Source organism: Limosilactobacillus pulli (genome assembly GCF_947381555.1).
Classification (GTDB): Bacteria; Bacillota; Bacilli; order Lactobacillales; family Lactobacillaceae; genus Limosilactobacillus; species Limosilactobacillus pulli.
Genome location: NZ_CANCWQ010000006.1, coordinates 60,204 through 82,001 on the forward strand (window position 1 = coordinate 60,204; position 21,798 = coordinate 82,001).

The 21,798-nt window shown below is 46.5% G+C and carries 16 protein-coding genes; 10 read left to right on the forward strand and 6 right to left on the reverse strand.

Annotated features, from left to right (window positions below):
• The first annotated feature begins 31 nt into the window (after positions 1-31).
• The 10 genes from rimP to QOS03_RS03290 all read left to right on the forward strand — a co-directional run bounded on the left by rimP (position 32) and on the right by QOS03_RS03290 (position 9,567).
• On the forward strand, positions 32-529 hold the full coding sequence (gene rimP, locus QOS03_RS03245; protein WP_283575330.1) for a ribosome maturation factor RimP: 498 nt from the start codon (positions 32-34) through the stop codon (positions 527-529).
• Between the two features lie 15 nt (positions 530-544).
• Positions 545-1,768 carry a transcription termination factor NusA gene (nusA, locus tag QOS03_RS03250; protein WP_272209424.1) on the forward strand — a complete coding sequence of 408 codons (1,224 nt, stop codon included), beginning with the start codon at positions 545-547 and terminating at the stop codon, positions 1,766-1,768.
• Positions 1,769-1,817: 49 nt separating this feature from the next.
• Positions 1,818-2,114, forward strand: a complete 297-nt coding sequence (gene rnpM / locus QOS03_RS03255; protein WP_272209425.1) for an RNase P modulator RnpM — start codon at positions 1,818-1,820, stop codon at positions 2,112-2,114.
• Positions 2,114-2,440 (forward strand): YlxQ-related RNA-binding protein, encoded by a 327-nt coding sequence (locus QOS03_RS03260; protein ID WP_272218120.1) that lies wholly within the window; start codon positions 2,114-2,116, stop codon positions 2,438-2,440. The genes rnpM and QOS03_RS03260 overlap by 1 nt, the downstream gene beginning before the upstream one ends.
• A gap of 16 nt (positions 2,441-2,456) precedes the next feature.
• Positions 2,457-4,670: a translation initiation factor IF-2 gene (gene infB / locus QOS03_RS03265; RefSeq protein ID WP_283575320.1), complete on the forward strand. Its 2,214-nt coding sequence runs from the start codon at positions 2,457-2,459 to the stop codon at positions 4,668-4,670.
• Between the two features lie 26 nt (positions 4,671-4,696).
• Complete coding sequence (gene rbfA, locus QOS03_RS03270) at positions 4,697-5,056, forward strand: 30S ribosome-binding factor RbfA (protein ID WP_006499123.1); 360 nt, start codon at positions 4,697-4,699, stop codon at positions 5,054-5,056.
• A 66-nt stretch (positions 5,057-5,122) separates the two neighbouring features.
• Entirely contained in the window at positions 5,123-6,016 is an 894-nt protein-coding gene (truB, locus tag QOS03_RS03275) for a tRNA pseudouridine(55) synthase TruB (RefSeq protein ID WP_272216320.1), read from the forward strand.
• A 9-nt stretch (positions 6,017-6,025) separates the two neighbouring features.
• A complete protein-coding gene (gene ribF / locus QOS03_RS03280; protein WP_283575321.1) occupies positions 6,026-7,000 on the forward strand; it encodes a riboflavin biosynthesis protein RibF in 975 nt (324 codons plus the stop codon).
• 135 nt (positions 7,001-7,135) lie between these two features.
• Positions 7,136-7,996 (forward strand): NAD(P)-dependent oxidoreductase, encoded by an 861-nt coding sequence (locus QOS03_RS03285; RefSeq protein WP_283575322.1) that lies wholly within the window; start codon positions 7,136-7,138, stop codon positions 7,994-7,996.
• A gap of 416 nt (positions 7,997-8,412) precedes the next feature.
• Entirely contained in the window at positions 8,413-9,567 is a 1,155-nt protein-coding gene (locus tag QOS03_RS03290; protein WP_283575323.1) for a 5-methyltetrahydropteroyltriglutamate--homocysteine S-methyltransferase, read from the forward strand.
• Positions 9,568-10,011: 444 nt separating this feature from the next.
• Here the strand turns inward: QOS03_RS03290 and QOS03_RS03295 are convergent, their stop codons facing one another.
• From QOS03_RS03295 to QOS03_RS03320, 6 genes are all read right to left on the reverse strand, one after another.
• Positions 10,012-11,910 (reverse strand): DEAD/DEAH box helicase, encoded by a 1,899-nt coding sequence (locus QOS03_RS03295; RefSeq protein ID WP_283575324.1) that lies wholly within the window; start codon positions 11,908-11,910, stop codon positions 10,012-10,014.
• Complete coding sequence (locus tag QOS03_RS03300; protein ID WP_283575325.1) at positions 11,891-13,183, reverse strand: ParB N-terminal domain-containing protein; 1,293 nt, start codon at positions 13,181-13,183, stop codon at positions 11,891-11,893. The genes QOS03_RS03295 and QOS03_RS03300 overlap by 20 nt, the downstream gene beginning before the upstream one ends.
• Positions 13,167-16,181 carry a type III restriction-modification system endonuclease gene (locus tag QOS03_RS03305; RefSeq protein WP_283575326.1) on the reverse strand — a complete coding sequence of 1,005 codons (3,015 nt, stop codon included), beginning with the start codon at positions 16,179-16,181 and terminating at the stop codon, positions 13,167-13,169. Before QOS03_RS03305 ends, QOS03_RS03300 begins: the two co-directional genes overlap by 17 nt.
• Before the next feature lies 1 nt (position 16,182).
• Complete coding sequence (locus tag QOS03_RS03310; protein WP_283575327.1) at positions 16,183-18,126, reverse strand: site-specific DNA-methyltransferase; 1,944 nt, start codon at positions 18,124-18,126, stop codon at positions 16,183-16,185.
• Positions 18,127-18,480: 354 nt separating this feature from the next.
• Positions 18,481-20,205, reverse strand: coding sequence for a hypothetical protein (locus QOS03_RS03315; protein ID WP_283575328.1), 1,725 nt, complete (start codon positions 20,203-20,205; stop codon positions 18,481-18,483).
• A complete protein-coding gene (locus QOS03_RS03320) occupies positions 20,205-21,707 on the reverse strand; it encodes a hypothetical protein (RefSeq protein WP_283575329.1) in 1,503 nt (500 codons plus the stop codon). Before QOS03_RS03320 ends, QOS03_RS03315 begins: the two co-directional genes overlap by 1 nt.
• Between the last annotated feature and the right edge of the window lie 91 nt (positions 21,708-21,798).

Here is a 21,798-nt window from a genome sequence, read left to right on the forward strand (position 1 = left end):
GTGAGCAGCAATGCTCGCTCTTTTTATTGCAATGAAATTGGAGGTGGCGGATTTGAGCAGTACGGTAGTTGACGCGGTTGAAAAGCTGGTTGAGCCGATCCTGGCTGAGCATAACTTTGAGCTGTATGATATCGAATTTATTAAAGAGGGACAGAGCTGGTATCTAAGAGTCTATATCGATAAAGAAGGCGGTATTACGCTGGAAGACTGTGCCACGGTCAGTGATCAGCTGAGCGAGGCTTTGGACAACGTTGACCCTGACCCGATTCCCCAGGCATACTTTTTAGAGGTATCCTCACCGGGTGCGGAACGGCCCTTGAAAAAAGAAAGCGACTATCAGCGAGCATTGAACGACTATATTCACGTCTCGCTGTATCAAGCGGTGGACGGACGCAAGGTCTATGAGGGCACGATGACGGATCTGACGCCTGACAGCTTGACGCTGGATTATCTGGATAAGACGCGACACAAAACGATTACGTTGGATCGTAAAAAAATTGCCAAGGCACGTTTGGCAATCAAGTTTTAACAAAGGAGCAGCAAAATGAGCACTAAGAAGCAAAAGCAAGCACAAGAACTGCTTGATGCCATGGACGTCCTGGAAAAGGAAAAGGGCATCAAAAAAGAAGTCATCATCGAGGCATTGACGGATGCTTTGGAAAAGGCCTACAAGACCAACTACAACGCCAGCAACGTTGAAGTCAAGATCGATGAAAACACGGGTGAGTTCAAGGTCTTCTCTGACAAGACGGTTGTAGAAGAAGTCGAGAACCCTAAAGAACAAATCAGCCTGCATGATGCTTGGGAAAAGAGTCATGGCTACAGTCTGGGTGACACGTTCCAACAAGAGGTAACGCCACATGACTTTGGTCGTCTAGCAGCCCAAACGGCTAAGAACATCGTCTTGCAAAAGCTGCGCGAAGCCGAACGTGACCGTGTTATCAACAAGTACGACAAGATGCTGAATGAACTGGTTGAAGGTGAGGTTTCTCGCGAAGACAACCGCTTCATCTACATCGACTTGGGTGACGGCGTTGAAGCCGGCTTGAGCAAGCGTCAAACGATGCCAAACGAAGAATACCGCATTCACGATCGCGTTCAGGTCTACATCTACAAGGTAGCCGATGCCAAGCCAATGCAGCAGCCTGATGGTACGCAAAAGCGTCAGTACCGTGGTCCACTGGTGCTGGTTAGCCGTACGGATCCAGGTATGCTCAAGCGTCTGTTTGAAAAAGAAGTTCCCGAATTAAAGGAACAAAACGGCCCCATCGAATGGAAGGGCAGTGCACGTGAGGCTGGTGATCGTTCCAAGGTTGCCGTGGCTTCCAAGGACCCTAATATTGATCCGGTTGGTACATGCGTTGGTCCACGGGGGGCGCGGGTTCAAGCCATCGTTAACCAACTGGGTGGCGAAAACATCGATATCATCGAATACAGCTCCGATCCAGCCGTCTTCATCAAGAATGCTTTGAAGCCAGCTACGGTTGACCGTCTGGACTTTGATGACAACAACGGTGAAGAAGAAGACACCGGCAGCGTTGATCACGAAGGCAACAAGATCGTCAAGGTTCACCATGGCTGCACGGTCTACGTACCAGATGATCAGCTGTCCCTGGCAATCGGCAAGCGCGGTCAAAACGTTCGTCTGGCCGCTCAGCTGACCAAGTACAAGATTGACATCAAGCCATCCAGTGAAGCACCATCCGTTGATGATCAGACTGATGATTTTGACGATGATGCTCAAAACGATGCAACCGACGCCGAATAAGACTACAATAGAATCTGTATGGAACTAAATTGAGCAGCGGGGTGAAACAATGAAAAAGAGAAAAGTACCGATGCGCAAAGACATCGTTACCGGTGAAATGATGCCCAAGCGAGAACTGATTCGCGTGGTGCGCAACAAGGAAAACGAAGTCAGCGTGGATCCAACTGGTAAAAAAGCCGGTCGGGGCGCCTACATTGCCGCCGATGTAAAGATTGCCACGCGGGCCAAAAAGGAGCGCACTTTTGATAAGGCATTCGGCGTCAAGCTGGAAGATGAGTTCTACGACCAGCTGATCGACTATGCTGATCACCTGCAAGAACGCATTAAGCTGTTTGGTCACGTTTAATGACGACTTCCAAACAGCAGCTGCTGAACATGCTGGGACTGGCTCGGCGCGCCGGACAGATTACGGCTGGTGAGGGATTGGTCTTAAAGTCCATTCGTGCTCATCAGGCCAGAGTGGTCTTTTTGGCTTGTGATGCCGGTAAATCCACGGTTAAGCAGTTCATCAACAAGTGCCAATATTATCAGATACCACTTATCACCATGTTTACCAAGGCCGAATTAAGTCGGGCCATTGGACAAAAGCGCACGGTGATTGCCGTTGAGCAGGCCGGTTTTGCCAAGCGCATAATCGAACTAGCCAACGACGCTGAAGAAACAACAAATTAAAAAGGAGCGTGATTCGATGGCCAAAGAACGAATTTACGAACTAGCCAAAGAGCTGAAGATGCCAAGCAAGGACCTGGTAGACATGGCCAAAAAGGAGGGAATCACGGTAAAAAGTCATATGTCTTCCGTGACCTCAGAAGAAGCCAACCGTCTGCGCAGCATGGTTAAGGGCGGCAATGCCAACAAGCCAGCTGCCGTAAAGCAGAACAAGCCTAAGCAAGAAAAGACAGCACAGCCAAAGCGCCAAGAAAACAACAATCGTCCACAAAACCAAAATGGACAAAAGTCATCCAACAATAACCGTAACAACAACCGGGGCGGCAATGATGACAGCGGCCGTGGCGTTCACGTTTTCAACAAAAACAAGAACAACAAGAAGAACCGTCGCAACAAAAACAACAAGCATAACAAGAACCAGCGGATGCGTGAGGTTAAAAAGCAACAACCTACGCAGCGTAAGGACCGTCCACTGCCAGAAGTACTTGAATACACTGAAGGCATGAACGCACAGGATCTGGCTAAGCTTTTGCACCGGCCAGCAGCTGAAATCATCAAGAAGCTGTTCATGCTCGGCGTCATGGTTAACCAAAACCAATCCCTGGACAAGGACACGATTGAACTGTTGGCTGCTGACTACGGTATCGAAGCCAAGGAAAAGGTTCAAGAAGATATTGCCGATCTGGACAAGTTCTTTGATCAAGAAAACCAAAACACGGAACACATGGTTTCTCGGCCACCAGTCGTTACGGTTATGGGTCACGTTGACCACGGTAAGACGACGCTGTTGGACAAGATCCGTCACTCCCACGTTACGGATTCCGAAGCCGGTGGGATCACCCAGGCAATCGGTGCCTACCAAGTTGACTACAACGGCAAGCTGATTACGTTCCTGGATACGCCAGGTCACGCGGCCTTTACTGAAATGCGGGCGCGTGGTGCCAACATCACTGATATTACGGTCTTGGTCGTTGCTGCCGATGACGGGGTTATGCCACAGACGGTTGAAGCCATCAACCACGCCAAGGCTGCCCACACGCCAATCATCGTTGCCGTTAACAAGGTCGACAAGCCAGGTGCCAATCCAAACCGCGTGATCGAAGAATTGGCTCAATACGAGCTGATTCCTGAAGACTGGGGTGGCGACACGATCTTCGTCAACATCTCAGCTAAGTTTGGCAAGAACATCGATGAACTGCTCGACATGATCCTGCTGCAGGCCGAAATGATGGAATTGAAGGCCAACCCTGATCAAAACGCGGCTGGTTCCGTAGTTGAAGCACGGCTTGATCAAGGTCGTGGTCCCGTAGCTACGTTGCTGGTTCAACAAGGTACGATGCATGTCGGTGACCCAATCGTTGTCGGCAACACGTTTGGCCGTGTCCGGACGATGACCAACGAAAACGGTCGTCGCATCAAGGAAGCTACGCCATCGACGCCTGTTGAGATTACTGGTTTAAACGATGTGCCAGAAGCCGGTGACCGGTTCGTTGTCTTTGATGACGAAAAGACGGCTCGGGCTGCCGGTGAAGAGCGTGCTAAGCGGGCTCTGGTTGAAGAACGGCAAAAGACCAGCCACGTAACGCTGGACAACCTGTTTGCCACGATGAAGAAGGGTCAGATGAAGACGCTGCCAGTAATCATCAAGGCCGACGTGCAGGGTTCCGTTGAAGCCCTGGCTCAGTCACTTGAAAAGATCAAGGTTGACGGCGTTCGCGTTGATATCATTCACAAGGCCGTTGGTGCGATTTCTGAATCCGACGTTACCTTGGCCGAAGCTTCCAACGCGGTTATCATCGGCTTTAACGTGCGCCCTACGCCACTGGCCAAGTCGATGGCTGAATCCAACAACATTGATATTCGGCTGCACCGGGTTATCTACAACGCCATCGAAGAAGTTGAAGATGCCATGAAGGGGATGCTGGAACCAGTCTACAAGGAAGAAACGGTTGGTCAGGTTGAAGTTCGCCAGATCTACAAGGCTTCCAAGATTGGTACGATTGCCGGTGGGATGGTTATCGACGGCAAGATTACTCGTGACTCCAAGGTCCGCTTGATTCGTGACGGCGTGGTCGTTTACGAAGGTGAATTGGGCAGTCTGAAGCGCTTCAAGGATGACGTTAAAGAAGTCAAGCAAGGCTACGAGTGTGGTCTGACGATTCAAAACTACAACGACATCAAGGAAGGCGACGTAATCGAAGCTTACCAGATGAAGGAAGTTCCCGTTAAGTAGCTTTTAGTCGCCAAAGGAGAACAATTATGCCAAATAAACGCTACCGGGTGGATCGACTGGCTGAACAGATTCAGCGTGAAGTCGATGACATCCTCTTAAAGCGCGTACGTGATCCACGTGTCCAAGACATCACGATCACGGGCGTTGACGTTACGGGCGACCTGCAGCAGGCAACGATCTATTACAGCCTGCTGTCTGACAAGGCCAGCGATGGCGAAAAGGCTCAACAAGGTCTGGACAAGGCTAAGGGGCTGATTCGCAGCGAGCTGGGCAGTCGTCTGAACATTTTCAAGACTCCAGAGCTCACGTTTAAGCGTGATCCATCGGTTGCTTATGGCAGTCGGATCGACCAATTGATCAACCAGCTGCACAAGCAGGAGCGATAATCAATTAAAAGGGAGCCCAGCTTGTGGCCCCCTTTTATTATTTTAGAAATGAAAGCGGTGAGAATTTTGGACGGAATTATTCCATTGTACAAAGAACGCGGGATGACCAGCTTTGACTGTGTCAGTCGCTTGCGTCGGATTCTGCATACCAAAAAAATCGGCCATTCAGGAACCTTAGATCCAAACGTGGACGGCGTTTTGCCGATCTGTGTGGGGCAAGCTACCAAAGTCGTTGAATTCTTAATGGCATCGGGTAAACAATACGTCGGAGAGCTTTTAGTTGGCGAGGCTACGACCACGCAGGACCTGGATGGAGAAGTCGTGGCCCAAAAGCCAGTTACGGCGCCAATTGCTGAAGATACGATCAGGAAAGCCATGCAAAAGCTGACAGGCGACATTATTCAGATTCCGCCAATGTATTCAGCTATCAAGGTCAATGGCAAAAAGCTCTATGAATATGCACGGGCTGGCGAAACCGTAGAGCGACCAAAACGGCACGTACACATTGAACGTTTTGAAATGACGGCTTCCAGCTACGATGAAAAAAATCAGCAGCAGCGCATCCGCTTTGTAGTGGACTGCAGTAAAGGAACCTATGTAAGAACGCTGGCGTATGATCTGGCTAAAGAATTGGGTTACCCCGGTGTAATGAGCAGCCTGACGCGGACCAAGAGTGGTGGCTTTGAGTTGGACCAGACCCTGAGTTTGACCGACATTCAAGATGCCATGGAAGCTCAGATCATGAACCGCTATGTCTATCCAATGGACTATGCGCTCAAAAGCTATCCCCACGCAGAATTGTCCGATGCACAATGGAAAAAGGTTCAAAACGGCGGTTGGCTAAGTGATCTGGATACTAAAGATCAAGAAGTTGCGCTGACTTATCAAGGTGAGGTCAAAGCCTTGTACCAACTGAAAGATCATGTTTACAAGCCGCTCAAGATGCTGTCGACAAAGTAGGTGGGGTCAATGCAAGTTATCAAAATCCATCATCCCTATGATCCGGAACTGATTCCAGAAGGGCCAGTCGTTTTGGCAATGGGCTTTTTTGATGGCATTCATCGTGGTCACCAAGCTGTGATCAAAGCAGCGCGCAAAATTGCCGATGAAAAAGGGGTTCCCCTGGCTGTTTTGACTTATGATCACCGTCCCGAAATCGTCTATCAGCAATATCCAGTTGGCGGGGTGCATTATTTGACACCATTGCCGCGCAAGCTGGATCTCTTAGAGCAGCTGGGTGTCGATCGCGTTTATCTGGTCAATCTTACTTCTGCCTTGTCCGCTTTGGATCCGCAGAAGTTTGTTGATCAGTATCTGGTGGGCTTTCATACAAAGGTTGCCGTAGCTGGCTATGACCACACCTATGGAGCAGATGCCAGCCTGGCTAATATGGCGCATCTAAAGGATTTTGCCAAGGGCCGCTTTGAAGTTGTTACCGTTGATAAAATGACGCTGCAGGATAATCATAAGATTGGCTCAACGCGGATTCGTCAGCTGCTCGATTCTGGTGACGTGCAAGCGGCTAATGAGCTTTTAGGCTACTATTACCAGACTTCTGGTGTGATCGTGCATGGCTTTGCACGGGGCCGGACATTGGGCTTTCCCACGGCCAACGTTGCCTGGCCTGAAGCAGAGTGGATTCCTGCAATCGGTGTCTATGTGGTGCAGCTCAAGATCGGTGACCGCTGGTATGATGGTATGGCCAGTGTCGGGCGCAACGTTACGTTTGGTGAGCACAACGAAAAAACACTGGAGATCAATCTGTTCAACTTTAACCAGATGATTTATGGCGAAAACGTGCAGGTGCGTTGGATCAAGCGACTGCGCGGCGAGGTCAAGTTCGCGAGCGTGGATGACTTGATTGCTCAGATGCGGCTTGATCAGCATCATTCAAAGCTGACGCTGCAAAATCTCAAGACTCTGCCTGGTCAGATACTGCAATAAATCAAAAACGGTGCCGGGGTTCCGCCGACACCGTTTTTTGGTTAAAGCCATGAATCTTTTTAACGGCTAAAAGATCTGCCAATTTCAAGTTGTCAGCATGTTAAAATAAACGCAAATCAATCGTGAGGTGATAAGATGAAAATTGGCTTTATTGGAACTGGCGTGATGGGAACCGGAATGATCGCCAACCTGCTCAAGGCGGGCAATGAAGTGCAGGTCTATAATCGAACCCAAGCGCATGCGCAAAAAGTTTTGGACCTGGGCGCCACATGGTGCGACTCGCCAGCTTTAGCCATGCAGAACTGTAAGGTCGTGATGTCAATTGTTGGCTACCCCAAAGACGTTGAGCAGATCTATTTTGGCAAAGATGGTCTGCTCAACGCGGCAGTTCCTGGTCAGTACCTGATTGACATGACCACCAGTCGACCAGCCTTAGATCAAAAAATCGCCGCCGCGGCTCCGGCTGGCGTGCATATTTTGGATGCTCCAGTTTCGGGCGGAGATCTGGGCGCTAAAAACGGCACACTGACGATTATGGTGGGCGGTCAAAAAGCTGATTGCGAGTCCTTGACGCCGCTGTTTAAACAGATTGGCAAAGACGTCAACTGGTTTGGTCTGGCCGGTAGTGGTCAGCATGCCAAGATGGCCAACCAGATTATGATTGCCGGTACGATGACGGGGATGTGTGAGATGCTGGTCTATGCCAAAGCGGCTGGACTTGATTTGCCAACAGTAATCAAAACGGTTGGTGGTGGGGCCGCCGCTAACTGGAGTTTGGACAATTATGCACCACGCATCTTGAAAAATGATTTTACGCCGGGCTTTTTTGCCGAGCACTTCTTAAAAGATCTGCGGATTGCCTTGGATGAAGCTAAACGAATGCATCTAGAGTTGCCTGCAACTGAAGAAGCAGCGCGTTTGTATGAGATTTTGGTTGATGAAAAACAGTTGGGCAATGATGGCACGCAGGCTTTGATCAAATTATGGTGGAATTAGTCCGCAAAAAAATCTCAATTTATGGTTGACAATCAATCATCGTCGTTATAGTATAATTACAACAAAATTAGAAATTGCTTAGAAGAGATGAGTAATCGCGGGCAGCCCTTAAAGAGAACCGGGTTAGGTGAGAGCCGGGATCGTGAAACGCGATGAAGATGGTCTTGGAGCAAGTCGGCAGGCGAGCCGTTTGGTAAGCCGGCCGCGGGGTGACGCCCGATATCACAGTCCGGGTCTTCTAATTTTAGAGTACTCAGTAAGGGCTAGATTGTGAGGTCTAGCTGAATCAGGGTGGTAACACGTTGAATAAGCAGTCAACGTCCCTGGGAGAAAGTGCAGGATGTGCTTTTCCCAGGGGCTTTTTTAGTTCCTGAGAAGTCCTGTCAAAAACGAATTTCGAAAGGAAGTTATCACATATGACGCAAGCACAAACTTTAACTTTTACCAACCGCACGACTTCACCATTCCGCTATGACATTGTCGGCAGCTTCTTACGTCCAGCCGAATTAAAGGCAGCTCGGGAAAAGTTCGCCAACCACGAAATTGACCATGACGAACTGAAAGCCGTTGAAAACAAGTGTATCAAGGAATTGGTCGAAAAAGAGGCACAAGCAGGCCTGCACGCGGTTACCGATGGCGAGTTCCGGCGCTCATACTGGCATCTGGACACGTTCTGGGGGTTTGAAGGCATTAAGCATACCAAACCAGCACACGGCTATCGTTTCCATGATGAAGAAACGCGAGCCGATTCCGCGCAGGTTGAAGGCAAGGTTCGTTTTAACGGCACGCACCCCGATCTGGAAGCGTTCAAGTATCTTAAGAGCTTAACGGATGGCACGGACCTGATTCCACGCCAAAGCATTCCGGCGCCAGCACAGCTTTATTCCGAACTCTTCCGGGATGATGAGCATGTAGCAGCCATTAAAAAATACTATGATGCCGAAGATGAATTGATCAAAGATGTGGCGGCTGCCTATCATGACCTGATCTTGGCGCTGTATGATGCCGGCTGTCGCGACGTTAAGCTGGATGACTGTACCTGGGGCCTGCTGGTCGATGAAGACTACTGGGCAACCCGTTCTAAGGAAGGCGCGGATCGCGAAAAGCTGGAGGCAACGTATCTAAAACTCAATAACGCGGCTTTGGCGGATCTGCCGGCTGATCTGACGGTAACCACGCATGTCTGCCGCGGAAACTACCATTCAACCTGGGCAGCTAAGGGCGGCTATGGTCCGGTTGCCGACTACCTGCTGGCTAAAGAAGACGTGGCGGCCTTTTACCTGGAATACGATTCTGAACGGGCGGGCAGTTTTGAACCATTAGCCAAGGTCCCAGCCGACAAATACGTGGTGCTGGGGCTGCTGACTTCGAAGTCTGGTGAACTAGAAGATCGGCAAACGATTTTGGATCGTATTCATGAAGCTGCTCAATACCATGATCTGGACAAGCTGTGTCTGAGTCCACAATGCGGCTTCTCCTCAACTGAAGAAGGCAATATTCTGACTGAAGAGCAGCAATGGGCTAAGCTGGCCTTAGTCAAGAGCATTGCCGAAGAAGTCTGGGGCGCCTAAAGCAAGCCTTGACTGCTAGTGGAGCTCGGTTGGCAGCAAGATAATTAGCAGAATCCTAAATTTCCATCTAAGTATTCTTACAACTCTCCTTAAATTTAAAAATAACGCACCTCAAAAATTAAAACACGACTGATCCGTCTCCACTACTAAAGTTATGCGACGCATTATTAAAATCAAAGTTCCGACACTTTAATTAAGAAAACTCCTGATTAATTACTGAATTCAAAAACTCGCTTGGCAGATTTTTGCCAGGCGAGTTTTTTGAGCAGAAATTAGGCGCGGTGATCAAGGATACCGTACACAGCCAAATACGACAGTTGAATGATGAATTAGGCAATGCAAGGTGGCCAATTTCTAAGTGATACGATATTCTTAAGTCGAGCTTAATTAGGATGGCGCAAAACTTTGTGTAAAGAGCCGCAAAGCCGCTTACAAACCTGTTGTTTATTTTCGTTGACGCTGCTCGATGATGATGGCTTTAACCTCATCCAAGTAGTCGTCAGGATATTCAGGAACCAAGAGCTGACCATCGATAGCATCAAGCATGATCTGTTCTTTTTCTTTGAGCCGCCGATAGACCCTTTCATCAATGAAGCTAGCATGAGCAACATCACCTTTAGTCATGAGGTAATAGTATCTGGTATATTGACCATCCGGCAGTCCCAGACGATTGATTCGATCACGCGATTGCAGCATGAAGGTTAGATTGAAATTGTACTCAAAATAAACCGCGTCATGAACGGTCTGATGCAAAGAAATCGATTCGCCCAGCGTGTTGGGGTTGGTAACCAGCACTTGAACATTGCCATTGCGAAACTGATTGATTAAGCCTTCGCGTTCTTCTTTGGGTGTCGCGCCATAGATCAGTGTGGTGCGGATGCCGAGTTGATTAAGCGCAGCGGTAATTTTTTCCATTGTGCCAATAAACATTGCCCAGACCAGGACTTTTTTGCCTTGTTCAGTCAGTTTGCGGATCAGCTTAATGCCCAGGTCAAACTTGGGCGTGGGGATGCTGGCCAAATCGTATTGCCGATAAGGTTCACCACTGCTGATGTTTTCTTTGCTCAGGCGCTTTTGATGCTGGCTCCATTTGGCTGAATCAGCGTTTAGCAGATTCAAATCGCGATAATTGAGATTGTACTTCAAGAGTTCAGGATTGGTCGAAGCTTGCAGTAAGCGGACAAACGTTGCCAGAGTACCATTTTCATTGGCATAGATTGCCTCAGCCAGCTTGGCTTGAGCAAGCGAAGGCGCAACGGCTTGAATAATATCGTCATCTGGCTTAGGCACGTGCAGATCTTCTTTATTAGTCCGCCAGAAAAAAGGAGCCAGTTTTTGATTCACGATGTCGGCGTCAATCCGTTCAAGGTCATTGACGCTCCAGTTGAAAAATGATTTATATTCATCCGGATACATTAAATGTAAGAAATTATAGACGTCGCGAAAACCATTTGGAATCGGCGTCCCCGTTAAGACGTAGCGATAATAGGGAGCCTGACTTAAATGCAGGGCAGCTCGGGCTCTTTGACCATTGATCCCCTTGATGCGGTGAACCTCATCGAAAACCAGCATGGTCCTGGAATCCAACAGCTCATTGATGACGCGCAGATTGCCCTTTAACGATTCATAGTTGATCGTGGTTACATCGGCGCGCGGCCAGGCTCGTTTGATGGCACCTTGATCGTTAATCAGTCGTGGATCACGCAGATTCAGATAGTACAGTTTTCTTTTGGCGCCAAAAATGGCAGTAAATTCAGTACGCCAAGCCGCAAAAGCGTTTAATGGCGAGACCACCAGCAGCTTATCGACCTGATTGATCGCGGGACTGGAAAGATAGGCAAACGTGCCATACAACATAGCGGTTTTGCCAGCTCCAGGAACCGAGAAGTTGGCCGCCTTTTTCATCATTGCTAAAAAGAAGCTGGCCCGTTCCTGTTCAGGTTTTAGCGGCCGCGCGATCTCTTTGTCAACGATCTTTTTGAACGCGTTAAATTCCGGTTGCCAGCGCGAATCACGATTTTTAATGGTTAATCCAGCCTCGCTTTGTTCCTTGATGTGATACTGCTTGGCCTGGATATACTGATCAACCTGAGAACTGACGATAACTTCCGGTAGGCCTTTACGCTGAAGACGATGATTCAGTTTTTTGATCAAGGCAATAAGACTGACATAGGTTAAGTCAGTTTTGAAGATTCTTTTTTCAGGATCAGCAAAGTAGGGAGCCAGAACCTGCAGTGCTCGCTTGGCTGGTAGAGTTTCCAAAGTGTTGCTCGGATCATCAATTAATTGAAACTGGCCTTGTTCATTTTTGATAATGATTGGATTAGCGAATTTCATTGCCATATTTATTAAACAGATCCTTACATAAACCAACTAGCTTGCGCATGTAGGCTTGCAGCTGCTTCAACTGCTCATTGCTAATCTCACTATAGCGCAAGGTGCCAGCCAAACCGCCATTATTGTTCAGATCTTCATAGTATTTAACGGAATCCTTGATGCTCTTGATAAATTTTTCAACCGATTCACCGTTTTTGGCATCCCGCATGTAGGTATCATAGGTATCGCCGAATTGACTGATGTTGTCATTGGCTTCAGTCAGCTGAGTCATCAAATCAGTGGTGTTGTTGATTGGCGATTCTTGCAGCGTATCGGCCAGATCTTCGACGGTATCGCTGACCTCATCGTTGAATTCGTTTAGATTAGGCGATTTAACGATATTTTGAGTGAAATCGCGCATATGAGTCCGCGCTGGCGTACCACTTACCCCAACATGAAGGTCATGCAAAATCAAGCCAAAGTATGAATGCATGGTTTCATTCTTTTGAACCTGCGAATCGGCATCATCACCGAAATTATTGGTCAGTGATTTTCCCATTTCATAAAATGGTGACCAGATTTGATTTTCTTTGATGAGGTTATAGTTGTTTTCATCCGCACCAATAAACTTAAGAAATTCACGCATGTAAACGGCACCTTGATAGTATCGTTCGGCTTCTTTTTTCTTCATATTGGCAACGTTGACATAATCGGCCAGTGTCATCATGGCATCATCGCCGGTTGTGGTTTGGTAGATGTCAACGGCTAGGTCAACTGGATCATAGTCTTCGCGCTTTTCGACGCCCATCTGAATTGCCAGCTCGAGTTTCTTGATCTTGGAGCGATCAGTTTGGTTGTCATATGAGAAAGGCAAAATTACGGCTTCAAAGTAGTAGGTTTTACCGGTCGCCTTTTGCAGGTTGCGCAAGGCAGTGTAGCGTCGGTTGCCATCAACGATCCGACCATCTTCAAGTACATAGCCGCAGATGCGCTGCCCAGATTCTTGGATCGATTTTTGGGTTCGTTTTAAAGCGGCTGGATTGTTTTGTTCAATCAGTTTGGCTACGAAATCGTTATAGGCTAGATCAACTGTATCGTTGACTGGATTGAGTTCATCGTGGTATCCGGCAATTGCCGTTGAGATGCGGCCATTTTTATCGTTATAGTACAGATACTTAAGCGGAATGCGATAGACATCCATATTCTCGGTGCCCAGATTGTTAAGCCTGGTTGGCAGCTTGATGGTAGCGCCGGTTTTTTCGATTTTGCCGGCTTTTTCTAGATCAATGAGTGACGTCATCGGTTGAAATCTCCTTGTTTTCAATTTTTCTGATTAGTTCATGAACCTCATCTTCGCTGGTGGCCATGCGATAATAAACGCCTGATTCGCGGAGCTGGTCAAAGTACTTTTGCTGAATGACGCGAATCTCCTCATCGCCCAGCCGCATATTCTCAGCCTTAGTCTCGATCACGGCATAAACGGTTTGGCCGTCTGCCTGATCGATCTTGAAAATGAAGTCGGGGGTTGTGGTTCCGTTGTCAAAGCGCGGAATCTTAATGGCTTTTTTCGGCAGTTTGCCAAAGACGGTAATCTGACTACTGTAGGTACGACGCAGAATCATCAGCTCGGGATCCGTACTGTCATAGCGCAACGGCGGCCGATCATAAAGATATTTGGGATCGGCGACAGCATCGGCTGAGTAGACGCCCAGCAGATCAGCCGGCAGCTCGTCAACGAATTCCTGTTTTTGAGCATCATAGATTGAAGTTGACGCCGAAAACTTTAGGGGAACATAGGAATACTGTGTCCGAATCCGTTCGTTGAAGTTGCGATTAAACGTCTTGGTTAGGTTGTTGAGCGTTTTTTCATTGATGTAGTTGGAATCGTTGTTTAACTGGTCGCGCATGGCGATGGTCATTAAGCGATGCAGCAGGGGAACCGGCAGATCCGTCTGCAAAGTGAGCTGTTTAAGAAAATGACCATACTTCATGGTGCGATAGGCAGCGCGGTAATCCTGCCGCGTTTCTTGCAGTTTGGCGCCTTCTGCATTGGTACTGATGGTTTGATGAATGATCTGCGGCTGATCGAGGACAAAGATTTTTTTATCTGGGTCGCTGAACACGTTGCGCGCCACGTCTTCGGCCAGTTGATTGATCGAATCATCAAATTTGACCATCTGCCGTTTTGAGAGCTGCTGCCAAAGATCTTTGAGCTGATTCCAGTTTTCCTTGCGCAGCTTGACCTTGGTGCTGACATGCCGCTTTTTGAGGTTGCGGACACGATCCTTAGCGACTATAGTATGATGCTCGACTTCAGGGTAAAGCTTTAGGAAGGCTTCATAGCCGGACATGGTCTTGCCGTTTAATGCCACCTTATCTTTAAAGTTGCGATTAAAATCGATGACTCCATGCTGCCCCAGATTATTGACGATTTCATTAGCGGTTGACTTTGGATCCAGCTTTGGATTGGTCTGCTGCTTGGCCTTGACGATCAGTTCGACCATTTCTTTTGTGAGTTCGTCATGATTCAGACTGATTGGCGTATCCGTGTTGATCTCGCCAACCAGCTTGGCCGCGAAGTCTTTTTCGTCATAGCCAATCAAAAATGAAAGGCGGCTGGGCCATTCATCCTGCGTTAGGCGATGGCCGGTTTCATCAACTGGCAGCCGCAAGCCCCGACCAACTTCTTGAATCTTGCTGATGTCAGATCCCGAGGTGCGCAGCTTGGCAATTACAAAGACATTGGGATTGTCCCAGCCTTCTCGCAGCGTCCACTTGGAGAACAAAAAACGCCGTGTCAGCCAGTTGCCTTGTTCATCTTTAAAGCTCAGCAGTTTTTCCTTATTTTTCAAAATATCGTCGACTTCGGCTTGAATGTCATCATCAGAACTGTTGCGATCTTCGCTGAAATAGCCGGCGTAAACGTCTTGATGCTCTGACTGCAAGCTGGCCAGAGTCGCCTGCAAAAAGTCATGATACTGGCGCTCGCGATCATTGAGGGCCAGATCATATTTATCAATCAGTTTGACCAGCTTGGCTTTGAGCAGCTTTTCAAAGTGCGAGGCCAGCCAGCCCTTGCTGTTGTTTTCGCCTCGCAGACTGCTGATACTGTCGATAAAGAATAATGACAGTGTTTTGATGCGGAGAGCGTTGGCTTCAGATTCGGGGCGCAAAAAGTTCTGCTGTTCAGCCGCGAAATGATATTCCAGGGCCTGATTAAGAATCTCATCTTGATATGATTCCGCAAACGTGCTAGGAATCAGTTCCATGTCCTTAGCCAGTGCCAACCCATTGGAAAGCTCACGGTCAGTGCCGCCTTCATAGGTGATATTGCCGGCAAAACCTGGATCGACGTCTGCCAGATTTTCGCCGATGCCAATCCGATGCTCCTTGCCGTTGCGCGTCAGAATCAGTTCCTTAGGTTTAGCGGCCTTGACTTGATAACGAGCGCTGGCCTGCTGCTCAGACATGTCCGGATAGTCAACGTCAATGCCCTTAACCAGTCCTTGATTAAAGCTGTCAATGGCGTTGAGATCATATTGCGGCCGGCCTCGGTAATAATCGATTTTGGTAGTCTTGTTTTTGCCGCGTCCCGTTGTAATTTCAGGAAAGGTGGCCCCAAACCGATAGATCAGCTGCGGCTTTAGTTCCTCAATGTCGGCATAGAATTTCTTGCCGCGGGGGAAACGGTGCGGCTCATCGATAATTACGATGGGGCGCGTGGCGGCAATTGCCTTGACGGGGGATGTCTCACCGCCTAGAAGCGTTTGATCATAGTCGTCGCGGTGCATTGATTTGGAGTGCAGCATGCCGGCGTTGATCAGCAGGACTTGAATCTGGTTGGCGTTTTGCCGCGTGCTTTCGACAAATTCCATCAGCTGGGCCGGAAAGTTGCGCCGCCCCGACTTGGCCTTGAAGTCGCCAGCATTGATGACGTTTAGCTGTACCTGCGTATTTTCAAAGAACTGGCTGAAGTACTGCTTGGCATAGTCGCTGGTGATAAAGCTTTTGGTTCCTTCTTTGATGCTGGGGCTGGGTACGGCAATCACAAACTTGAAAAGGCCGTATTTTTGATGCAGCTCGTACATCAAGCGCGTGTAGACAAAGGTTTTCCCAGTCCCAGTCTCCATTTTGACGTCAATATTGGCTCTTTCCTGATAGCGGTATTTGACCAGTGGATTAGCGTAGATGTAGTTGGCATTGGGATCGTTTGTATAGTTATCCATTCCTGGAAAGGCCTGGTCAATGGCTTTCAGTGCCGCGGTTTGGTGAGGTAGGGTTTCAAGTTGAATCTTCATATTAGTACCTCTTGATCAAGCTGACGTTGCCATCAAGCTGCTTTAAGCCGTTTTCCAGTTCACGGAGATCATTCAGATTAAACGAGTAGCCAAAAATTACGACGGCCTGCAGGTTTAATGCATGCGTGCCCAGCAGATTCAACAGTTTTTCGGTACACTTGCTGCTCCAGTCTTCGCGAATTAAGTAGAGGCGATTATTTTCGATCAGATTGCCTTGATAGCCGGCTAGATCAATTTTTTGGACGTCAACATCAAACGGATAGCCATCTTTAGCCAGCCACGTTGCCAAAACCGTCTGTTCGCCACTGGCATTGCCGGCTACGCCTAAAGTCTGACTGGAGAATGAGTCAACGGTATCCAGCACCAATTCATCGGTTTGGGGATTAAATTCTTCAATCCGATCCAGCGTCATGCGGCTAGGCTTGACAACGCGATAGTGCTTGAAGTTGCCATCGAAATCAGCTGGCAGAGTCAGTTCGTTGTCGGCTTTGATCTTAGCAGCAGCGCGCCGGATGCGTTCCCGCGAGATCTCGTCAATGGAGTGGAAACCATTCTCAAAAGCAACTCGCCCACCTTTTGTAGGCACCATTTTGCCATCCTTGTTAGTATGGTAGGTTTTTTCGGGCAGCTGCACCATGATGAACTTACGGTGCCCGCCATCTTCTAAGTTTTGTTGCATTACCGCCTCAGCAGTTGTCGCAGAACCGGCAAAAAAGTCCATGATCACTGAATCAGAGTGCGAATATAGCTGAATCGCTCTTTGAATCAATTTAACTGGTTTGGGATAGGCAAAGTATTTTTTCCCACCCATCAAATCTTGCAGTTCTTGAGTGGCTGACTGGCTATGACCGACTTCTTTGTATTTCCAGATAGTCATTGGTGTTACACCGGTTTTGCGGAGTTCTGACCTGAAACGTTTCATTCGAGGAACCCCATTTCCGTCTTGACCAAACCAAATGCGATTATCTTGGAGTCTCTCGCGAAAAGCTTTTTGCGAGAGCCTCCAGCTGCGTCCAGCTGGAGGCTCTACAGTTCTTCCAGAAGGAGTAGTAATTGGATATATATTTGCTTGAATTGCTGGGCCAACTGAAAGGTTATCAGATTGCCAAACGCCTCTGGGATCATTATCCGGATTTTGATATCTATTATCTGTTTCATCCGTGCGACTAATTCCATTTGTCTCGATTACATTTGCATCACGGCCATAAACAAGCATGTAGTCGTGGCTTACTGAGAAGTTCTTTTTTAGATTGATTGGTGCATAAGCGCGTTCCCAAACGACTTGACCTAAGAAATTACTTTCACCAAAAATTTCATCGCAGATTTCTTTTAAGTTGCCATCTTCATTATCATCAATTGAAATAAAGATTACGCCAGTGCGTTTTAACAAGCGTTTGGCAAGTGAAAGCCGTGGGTACATAAATGTCAACCAGGCGGAATGACTTGACTTGCCTTGAATACTCTTTAATCGAGCGACTTGATCATCATTCATGCCAAACATTTCTTTAAGCTTGTCATCGGGGTATTCAAAACTATCAGGATAAGTAAAATCATCGCTACCAGTGTTATATGGCGGATCAATATAAATAACGTCAATCTTGTTCTGATAGTTGTTTTGCAGATGACGCAGCACTTCAAGATTATCGCCAGTGAAAAAGAGATTTTGGCTGTTCTTGCCCGCACCGTTATTTTGGTCTTCATCGGGAACGATCACCGTAGTTGGCATCTCACCTGCTTGACGGCGGGCATAGTCTTTGCCGATAAAGTTCAACTGATAGCCTTCGCTCAGTTCTGAAACGTTCTTTTCTTTTAAAGCTGCTTGGAATTTTTCCAGATCAAAAGAATTTTCCCGTGTAAAGAATTCGGGCAGCTTTTCTTTGAGTTCAGCCAAAAAGGCAGAGTTGGGCTGAACGGTGGCATTGAATCGTTGGTTATCGGTTTCCATTATGCCACCTCCTTTGCTACAGCGAAGAAAATGGCATTAAAAAAGAGACTTCCAGCAAAAAAGGCTAGAAATCCCTTATAAAATGGCTTGACAAAAAAACGTTGATCTACATAATCAGCGTGAGTTGAGTTGAGTTGAGTTGAGTTGAGTTGAGTTGAGTTGAGTTGAGTTGAGTTGAGTTGAGTTGAGTCATATCTCTGTCCTCTTTTAATATATTTCCAGTATGGATGCGTTGTTTGTAAACGCGTATCATAACTATTTTAACAGTTCTTGCTGCCTATAAAAGGTCTAAAGCCCAAAAAAGAGGTGGCTTCATACAAGGCACTTCTTTTTTGGGCTCTGCGATTAACAAAATCAATAATTAGATTTTTTATACATATTTTTAAGTTCATTGTCAATTTCAACTGGGACCGGCAGTTGGTTTGCTCTTAGCGATTGTAGATATTGATATAGGGCGGGCTGCGTTTTCTCGTAGGCAAGAATTGCGTTTGTGTAGGGGCGTGACCAATAGTCATTGGTACCAGATCTTTGGGCGATTTCAATCAAATCGCTCTTCATTTTGTTGACGATCTTTTCAACTTTTACATAGTTTTCAAAGGAAAGGATGCCATGGGTACTAAGATGCTCGATATTCACATACTGTTGGGCCTTATCTTTAGCAATGACAACTCCCCAAGTATAGTTAGTGTTGCATAAGCAATATTGCTTGGAATTGCTGGCGCCGGCACGACCGATATCAAACCCGATAAAATGATAGTCTGATTGCGCGAAAATCTTTTTCATAGCAAGAGCGTTTAATGTGAAAAGGTGTGGAATAACCATATCAAAGGCATCTTTTTTAGCTTTTGAAAACGATTGTGCGAAATGAAGATATTCTGAATCCAACCGATCTCGTAATTTTTGCAAGTTTCTTTTTTCTATATCTGTAGGAAGTTTTGATGATTGGGCTGATTTTGGTGTTGTGTCAGATGGTTTTTGATTTGGTTTTGTAACTAGCTGGGCAGTGGTGCTCTTGGCTGATTTAAGCTGATTGGATTTTGAAGATTTGACAGTAGCTTGGCTGGCTTCTGTTTGGGCGGTGCCATAAATTAAATCATGCAGCTGGTGATAAATTGCCAAATCGATCATGTAGATGTTTTTCTGGACAGCATCATTTATTAAAAACATTGGCCATGAATATAATTTGAGTAGCTCTTGTTCTTGGTCGGGAAGCTGGTTGGGCAACTCAAAAATCATCATTTTCCTGTTTAAAAGCTTGTGTAATTTGCTTTTATTAGAGAGTTTCTTCTGTTTTAATTCATAATTTTTCGAGTTAAGTGCCGTAGATAACGACCAGCAAACATAGTCAAGATTGCAGGTAATGATTGGATTGGAAGCATCTTGTGGATAGACCCGTAGCCGATTTTCACCTTGCTCGACGATAATGTCGATTTGTTTTGATAGTTCGTCATTTATGATTGGTAAAGTTGAATTATGATTTGAATCCCAAGTATTGCGAATCCATTGATCGTTTTTTGAATTAATCACTGTAGCAAAATCCTGCACGGTGTAGTTTGGCAGGCCGAAGATGGTTCTTGCATTACCCGTATTAGGATTTTTAGATTTTTGATAAATGCCTGCTCCCGATATTGATGGATGAAAGCTAGCTAAGCACGAGGAACGAATAAAAAGTCTCTGCTTAAACACAGCTGTTCTTGTAGGCGCCGGAAAATAGGAAGTACTACCATTTCTGGTGTTGCTTAAAAAGAATCCATTATTGAGGAATCGATTGAAAATATAATTGGCAATCTTGACTGGAGTAGTTGCGAAGATTTTATTATATGATGGCCGATCAAAGTTTTGATTGATGCTTTCAAAAGACTTGATGAATTTAACGGTTGCATCAATTAAATCTTCCTTACGAATACCTTGCTGACTTTGGGATAGGATAAAAAGCATCTGGCGAGCCGTAGCACTAAAAACGACCATTGCTTGATATAAACCGGGGCGTCTGACTTGTGAATTAGTATTATTAAGCGCGCGAATGTTCAGATCGGTTTCAATCTGTTGCAGCAGGGATTTTTTTGAAATTTCAGCCATCAGTCAAGCTCCTGGAATTTAATTAAGTGATGGGCAGTTGGCGTATCAATTTTATTCAACAGCTTGCTAAGCAAATGTTTTTTACCGCTTGCATAGATATATCCAAATAGCGGCAGGTAAGCATCACGCCCGTTTAGAACTTTGGTTATCCAGGCAGTTTCTTCTTCAATATGATTTCGCATCGATTTGTTGATGCCTTTGAGATCGGCAAGGGGAGGATAGTTAAATTGGTAAAAATGAGCGCTTTGATCAATTGCGGGGGTCACTGACAACTTGGATGACTGCAGCTCAAAAACATCGGTGAAAATCGGCGCGGCAAAATTATATAGTCCTAGTGGCGCTAAATTCAGATCATCAGTAAAACTTTCTGTTAGTATGAGCCATTTGTTTGGCAAGTGTACTAATGAATTGATATGCGAAAGCCAGGCACTGCCGATTAGATTATTTAAAACAATGACTGGTGATTCAATATTTTGCAGTTCTTGACAGACGGCTGCGGAAAAGCTACCGGTGCATTCAATCTGGGCTGCCGGCTGGCCATTTAAAAGCAATGCAGCCAGTTGAGCGATATCAAGTGCATCGTCACCAATTAATAAAATAGGACGATTTTGATTGTGAAGTACATAGAGATACGCAGTTAGTTCGCCGAGAAGGCTATGATTGTTGATCATTGGCTCTAAGGTGTTTTTAAGTGCATTATATACATCTTTTGCATTGGTAGTCTCAACAGGTGCCGTTTGTGGGTCAACATTGAACTTAATGGGATTAAATGGCAAGATTGCTAAATGTTGGGGATGGCTGACGGGATTGTTTTTTGGCATCATAGCTTGATTAAAGGCCATTTCTGCAATAAAGTCAGCAGCATTTTTTCGCGCGTCTTCAATTCGTTGCTGGACCTTAGCTTCAACATCCGTGGCTAATTGCTGTTGTGACTCGAGCTTTTCTTTTTTAGCCGCCAGCTCCTCAATTTGTTTGGTAAGCTCAGTTTTCTTGGTGCTGAGTGAACTAATATCTTTTGTTAGTTTTTCTAGTTGTTTTGCTTTAGAGTCGTTTTGTTTTTTCCACTCGTCTTCAATTTCGTTGATGGCTACTTGACGAATTGACTCATTGTTTTTAATTGTATACTTGAGGTTAGCCATATCCTCGTCATTACCAGCGGCAAGGTACTCCGCATTTTGAAAGATTTCTTCATAGACTTCATTGATTTTATCAACGTCGCAATGAAACTTTTTAGCCAAATCATCAGTCCATTCATTCTCGTCAAGATCATTTAGATAAGACCGTAGCAGTTTTAAGTTTTGGGAGTAGAGGTCGGCTTTTGAGGTGTGATTTTTAAGCCGCTTAAGAATTTCCGCACGGACAACATTATTAAGGTCTGCGGATATAATGGATGATTCATCTGTTGAATATTTTGCAAGACTTTCTTGGCTGGTTAGATAGAAAGGATTTTGGCCATTTTCAGGTTCCACCACCTTGTAGGAATATTTGTAAAGTGAATCCATTGAATCAAAACTATACGTCAATTGCTAGTTTGTAACATTCCAAATTTTGCTAGATTATTCGTCATGACAAGTGCCTCGATCTGTGCTTGCA

Coding starts and splice junctions, on each gene's coding strand:
- nusA (WP_272209424.1), top strand. CDS start 545: ATGAGCACTAAGAAGCAAAAGCAAGCACAAGAACTGCTTGATGCCATG.
- QOS03_RS03290 (WP_283575323.1), top strand. CDS start 8,413: ATGACGCAAGCACAAACTTTAACTTTTACCAACCGCACGACTTCACCA.
- ribF (WP_283575321.1), top strand. CDS start 6,026: ATGCAAGTTATCAAAATCCATCATCCCTATGATCCGGAACTGATTCCA.
- infB (WP_283575320.1), top strand. CDS start 2,457: ATGGCCAAAGAACGAATTTACGAACTAGCCAAAGAGCTGAAGATGCCA.
- QOS03_RS03315 (WP_283575328.1), bottom strand. CDS start 20,205: ATGGCTGAAATTTCAAAAAAATCCCTGCTGCAACAGATTGAAACCGAT.
- rimP (WP_283575330.1), top strand. CDS start 32: ATGAAATTGGAGGTGGCGGATTTGAGCAGTACGGTAGTTGACGCGGTT.
- QOS03_RS03260 (WP_272218120.1), top strand. CDS start 2,114: ATGACGACTTCCAAACAGCAGCTGCTGAACATGCTGGGACTGGCTCGG.
- rbfA (WP_006499123.1), top strand. CDS start 4,697: ATGCCAAATAAACGCTACCGGGTGGATCGACTGGCTGAACAGATTCAG.
- rnpM (WP_272209425.1), top strand. CDS start 1,818: ATGAAAAAGAGAAAAGTACCGATGCGCAAAGACATCGTTACCGGTGAA.
- QOS03_RS03310 (WP_283575327.1), bottom strand. CDS start 18,126: ATGGAAACCGATAACCAACGATTCAATGCCACCGTTCAGCCCAACTCT.
- QOS03_RS03300 (WP_283575325.1), bottom strand. CDS start 13,183: ATGACGTCACTCATTGATCTAGAAAAAGCCGGCAAAATCGAAAAAACC.
- QOS03_RS03320 (WP_283575329.1), bottom strand. CDS start 21,707: ATGGATTCACTTTACAAATATTCCTACAAGGTGGTGGAACCTGAAAAT.
- QOS03_RS03305 (WP_283575326.1), bottom strand. CDS start 16,181: ATGAAGATTCAACTTGAAACCCTACCTCACCAAACCGCGGCACTGAAA.
- QOS03_RS03295 (WP_283575324.1), bottom strand. CDS start 11,910: ATGGCAATGAAATTCGCTAATCCAATCATTATCAAAAATGAACAAGGC.
- QOS03_RS03285 (WP_283575322.1), top strand. CDS start 7,136: ATGAAAATTGGCTTTATTGGAACTGGCGTGATGGGAACCGGAATGATC.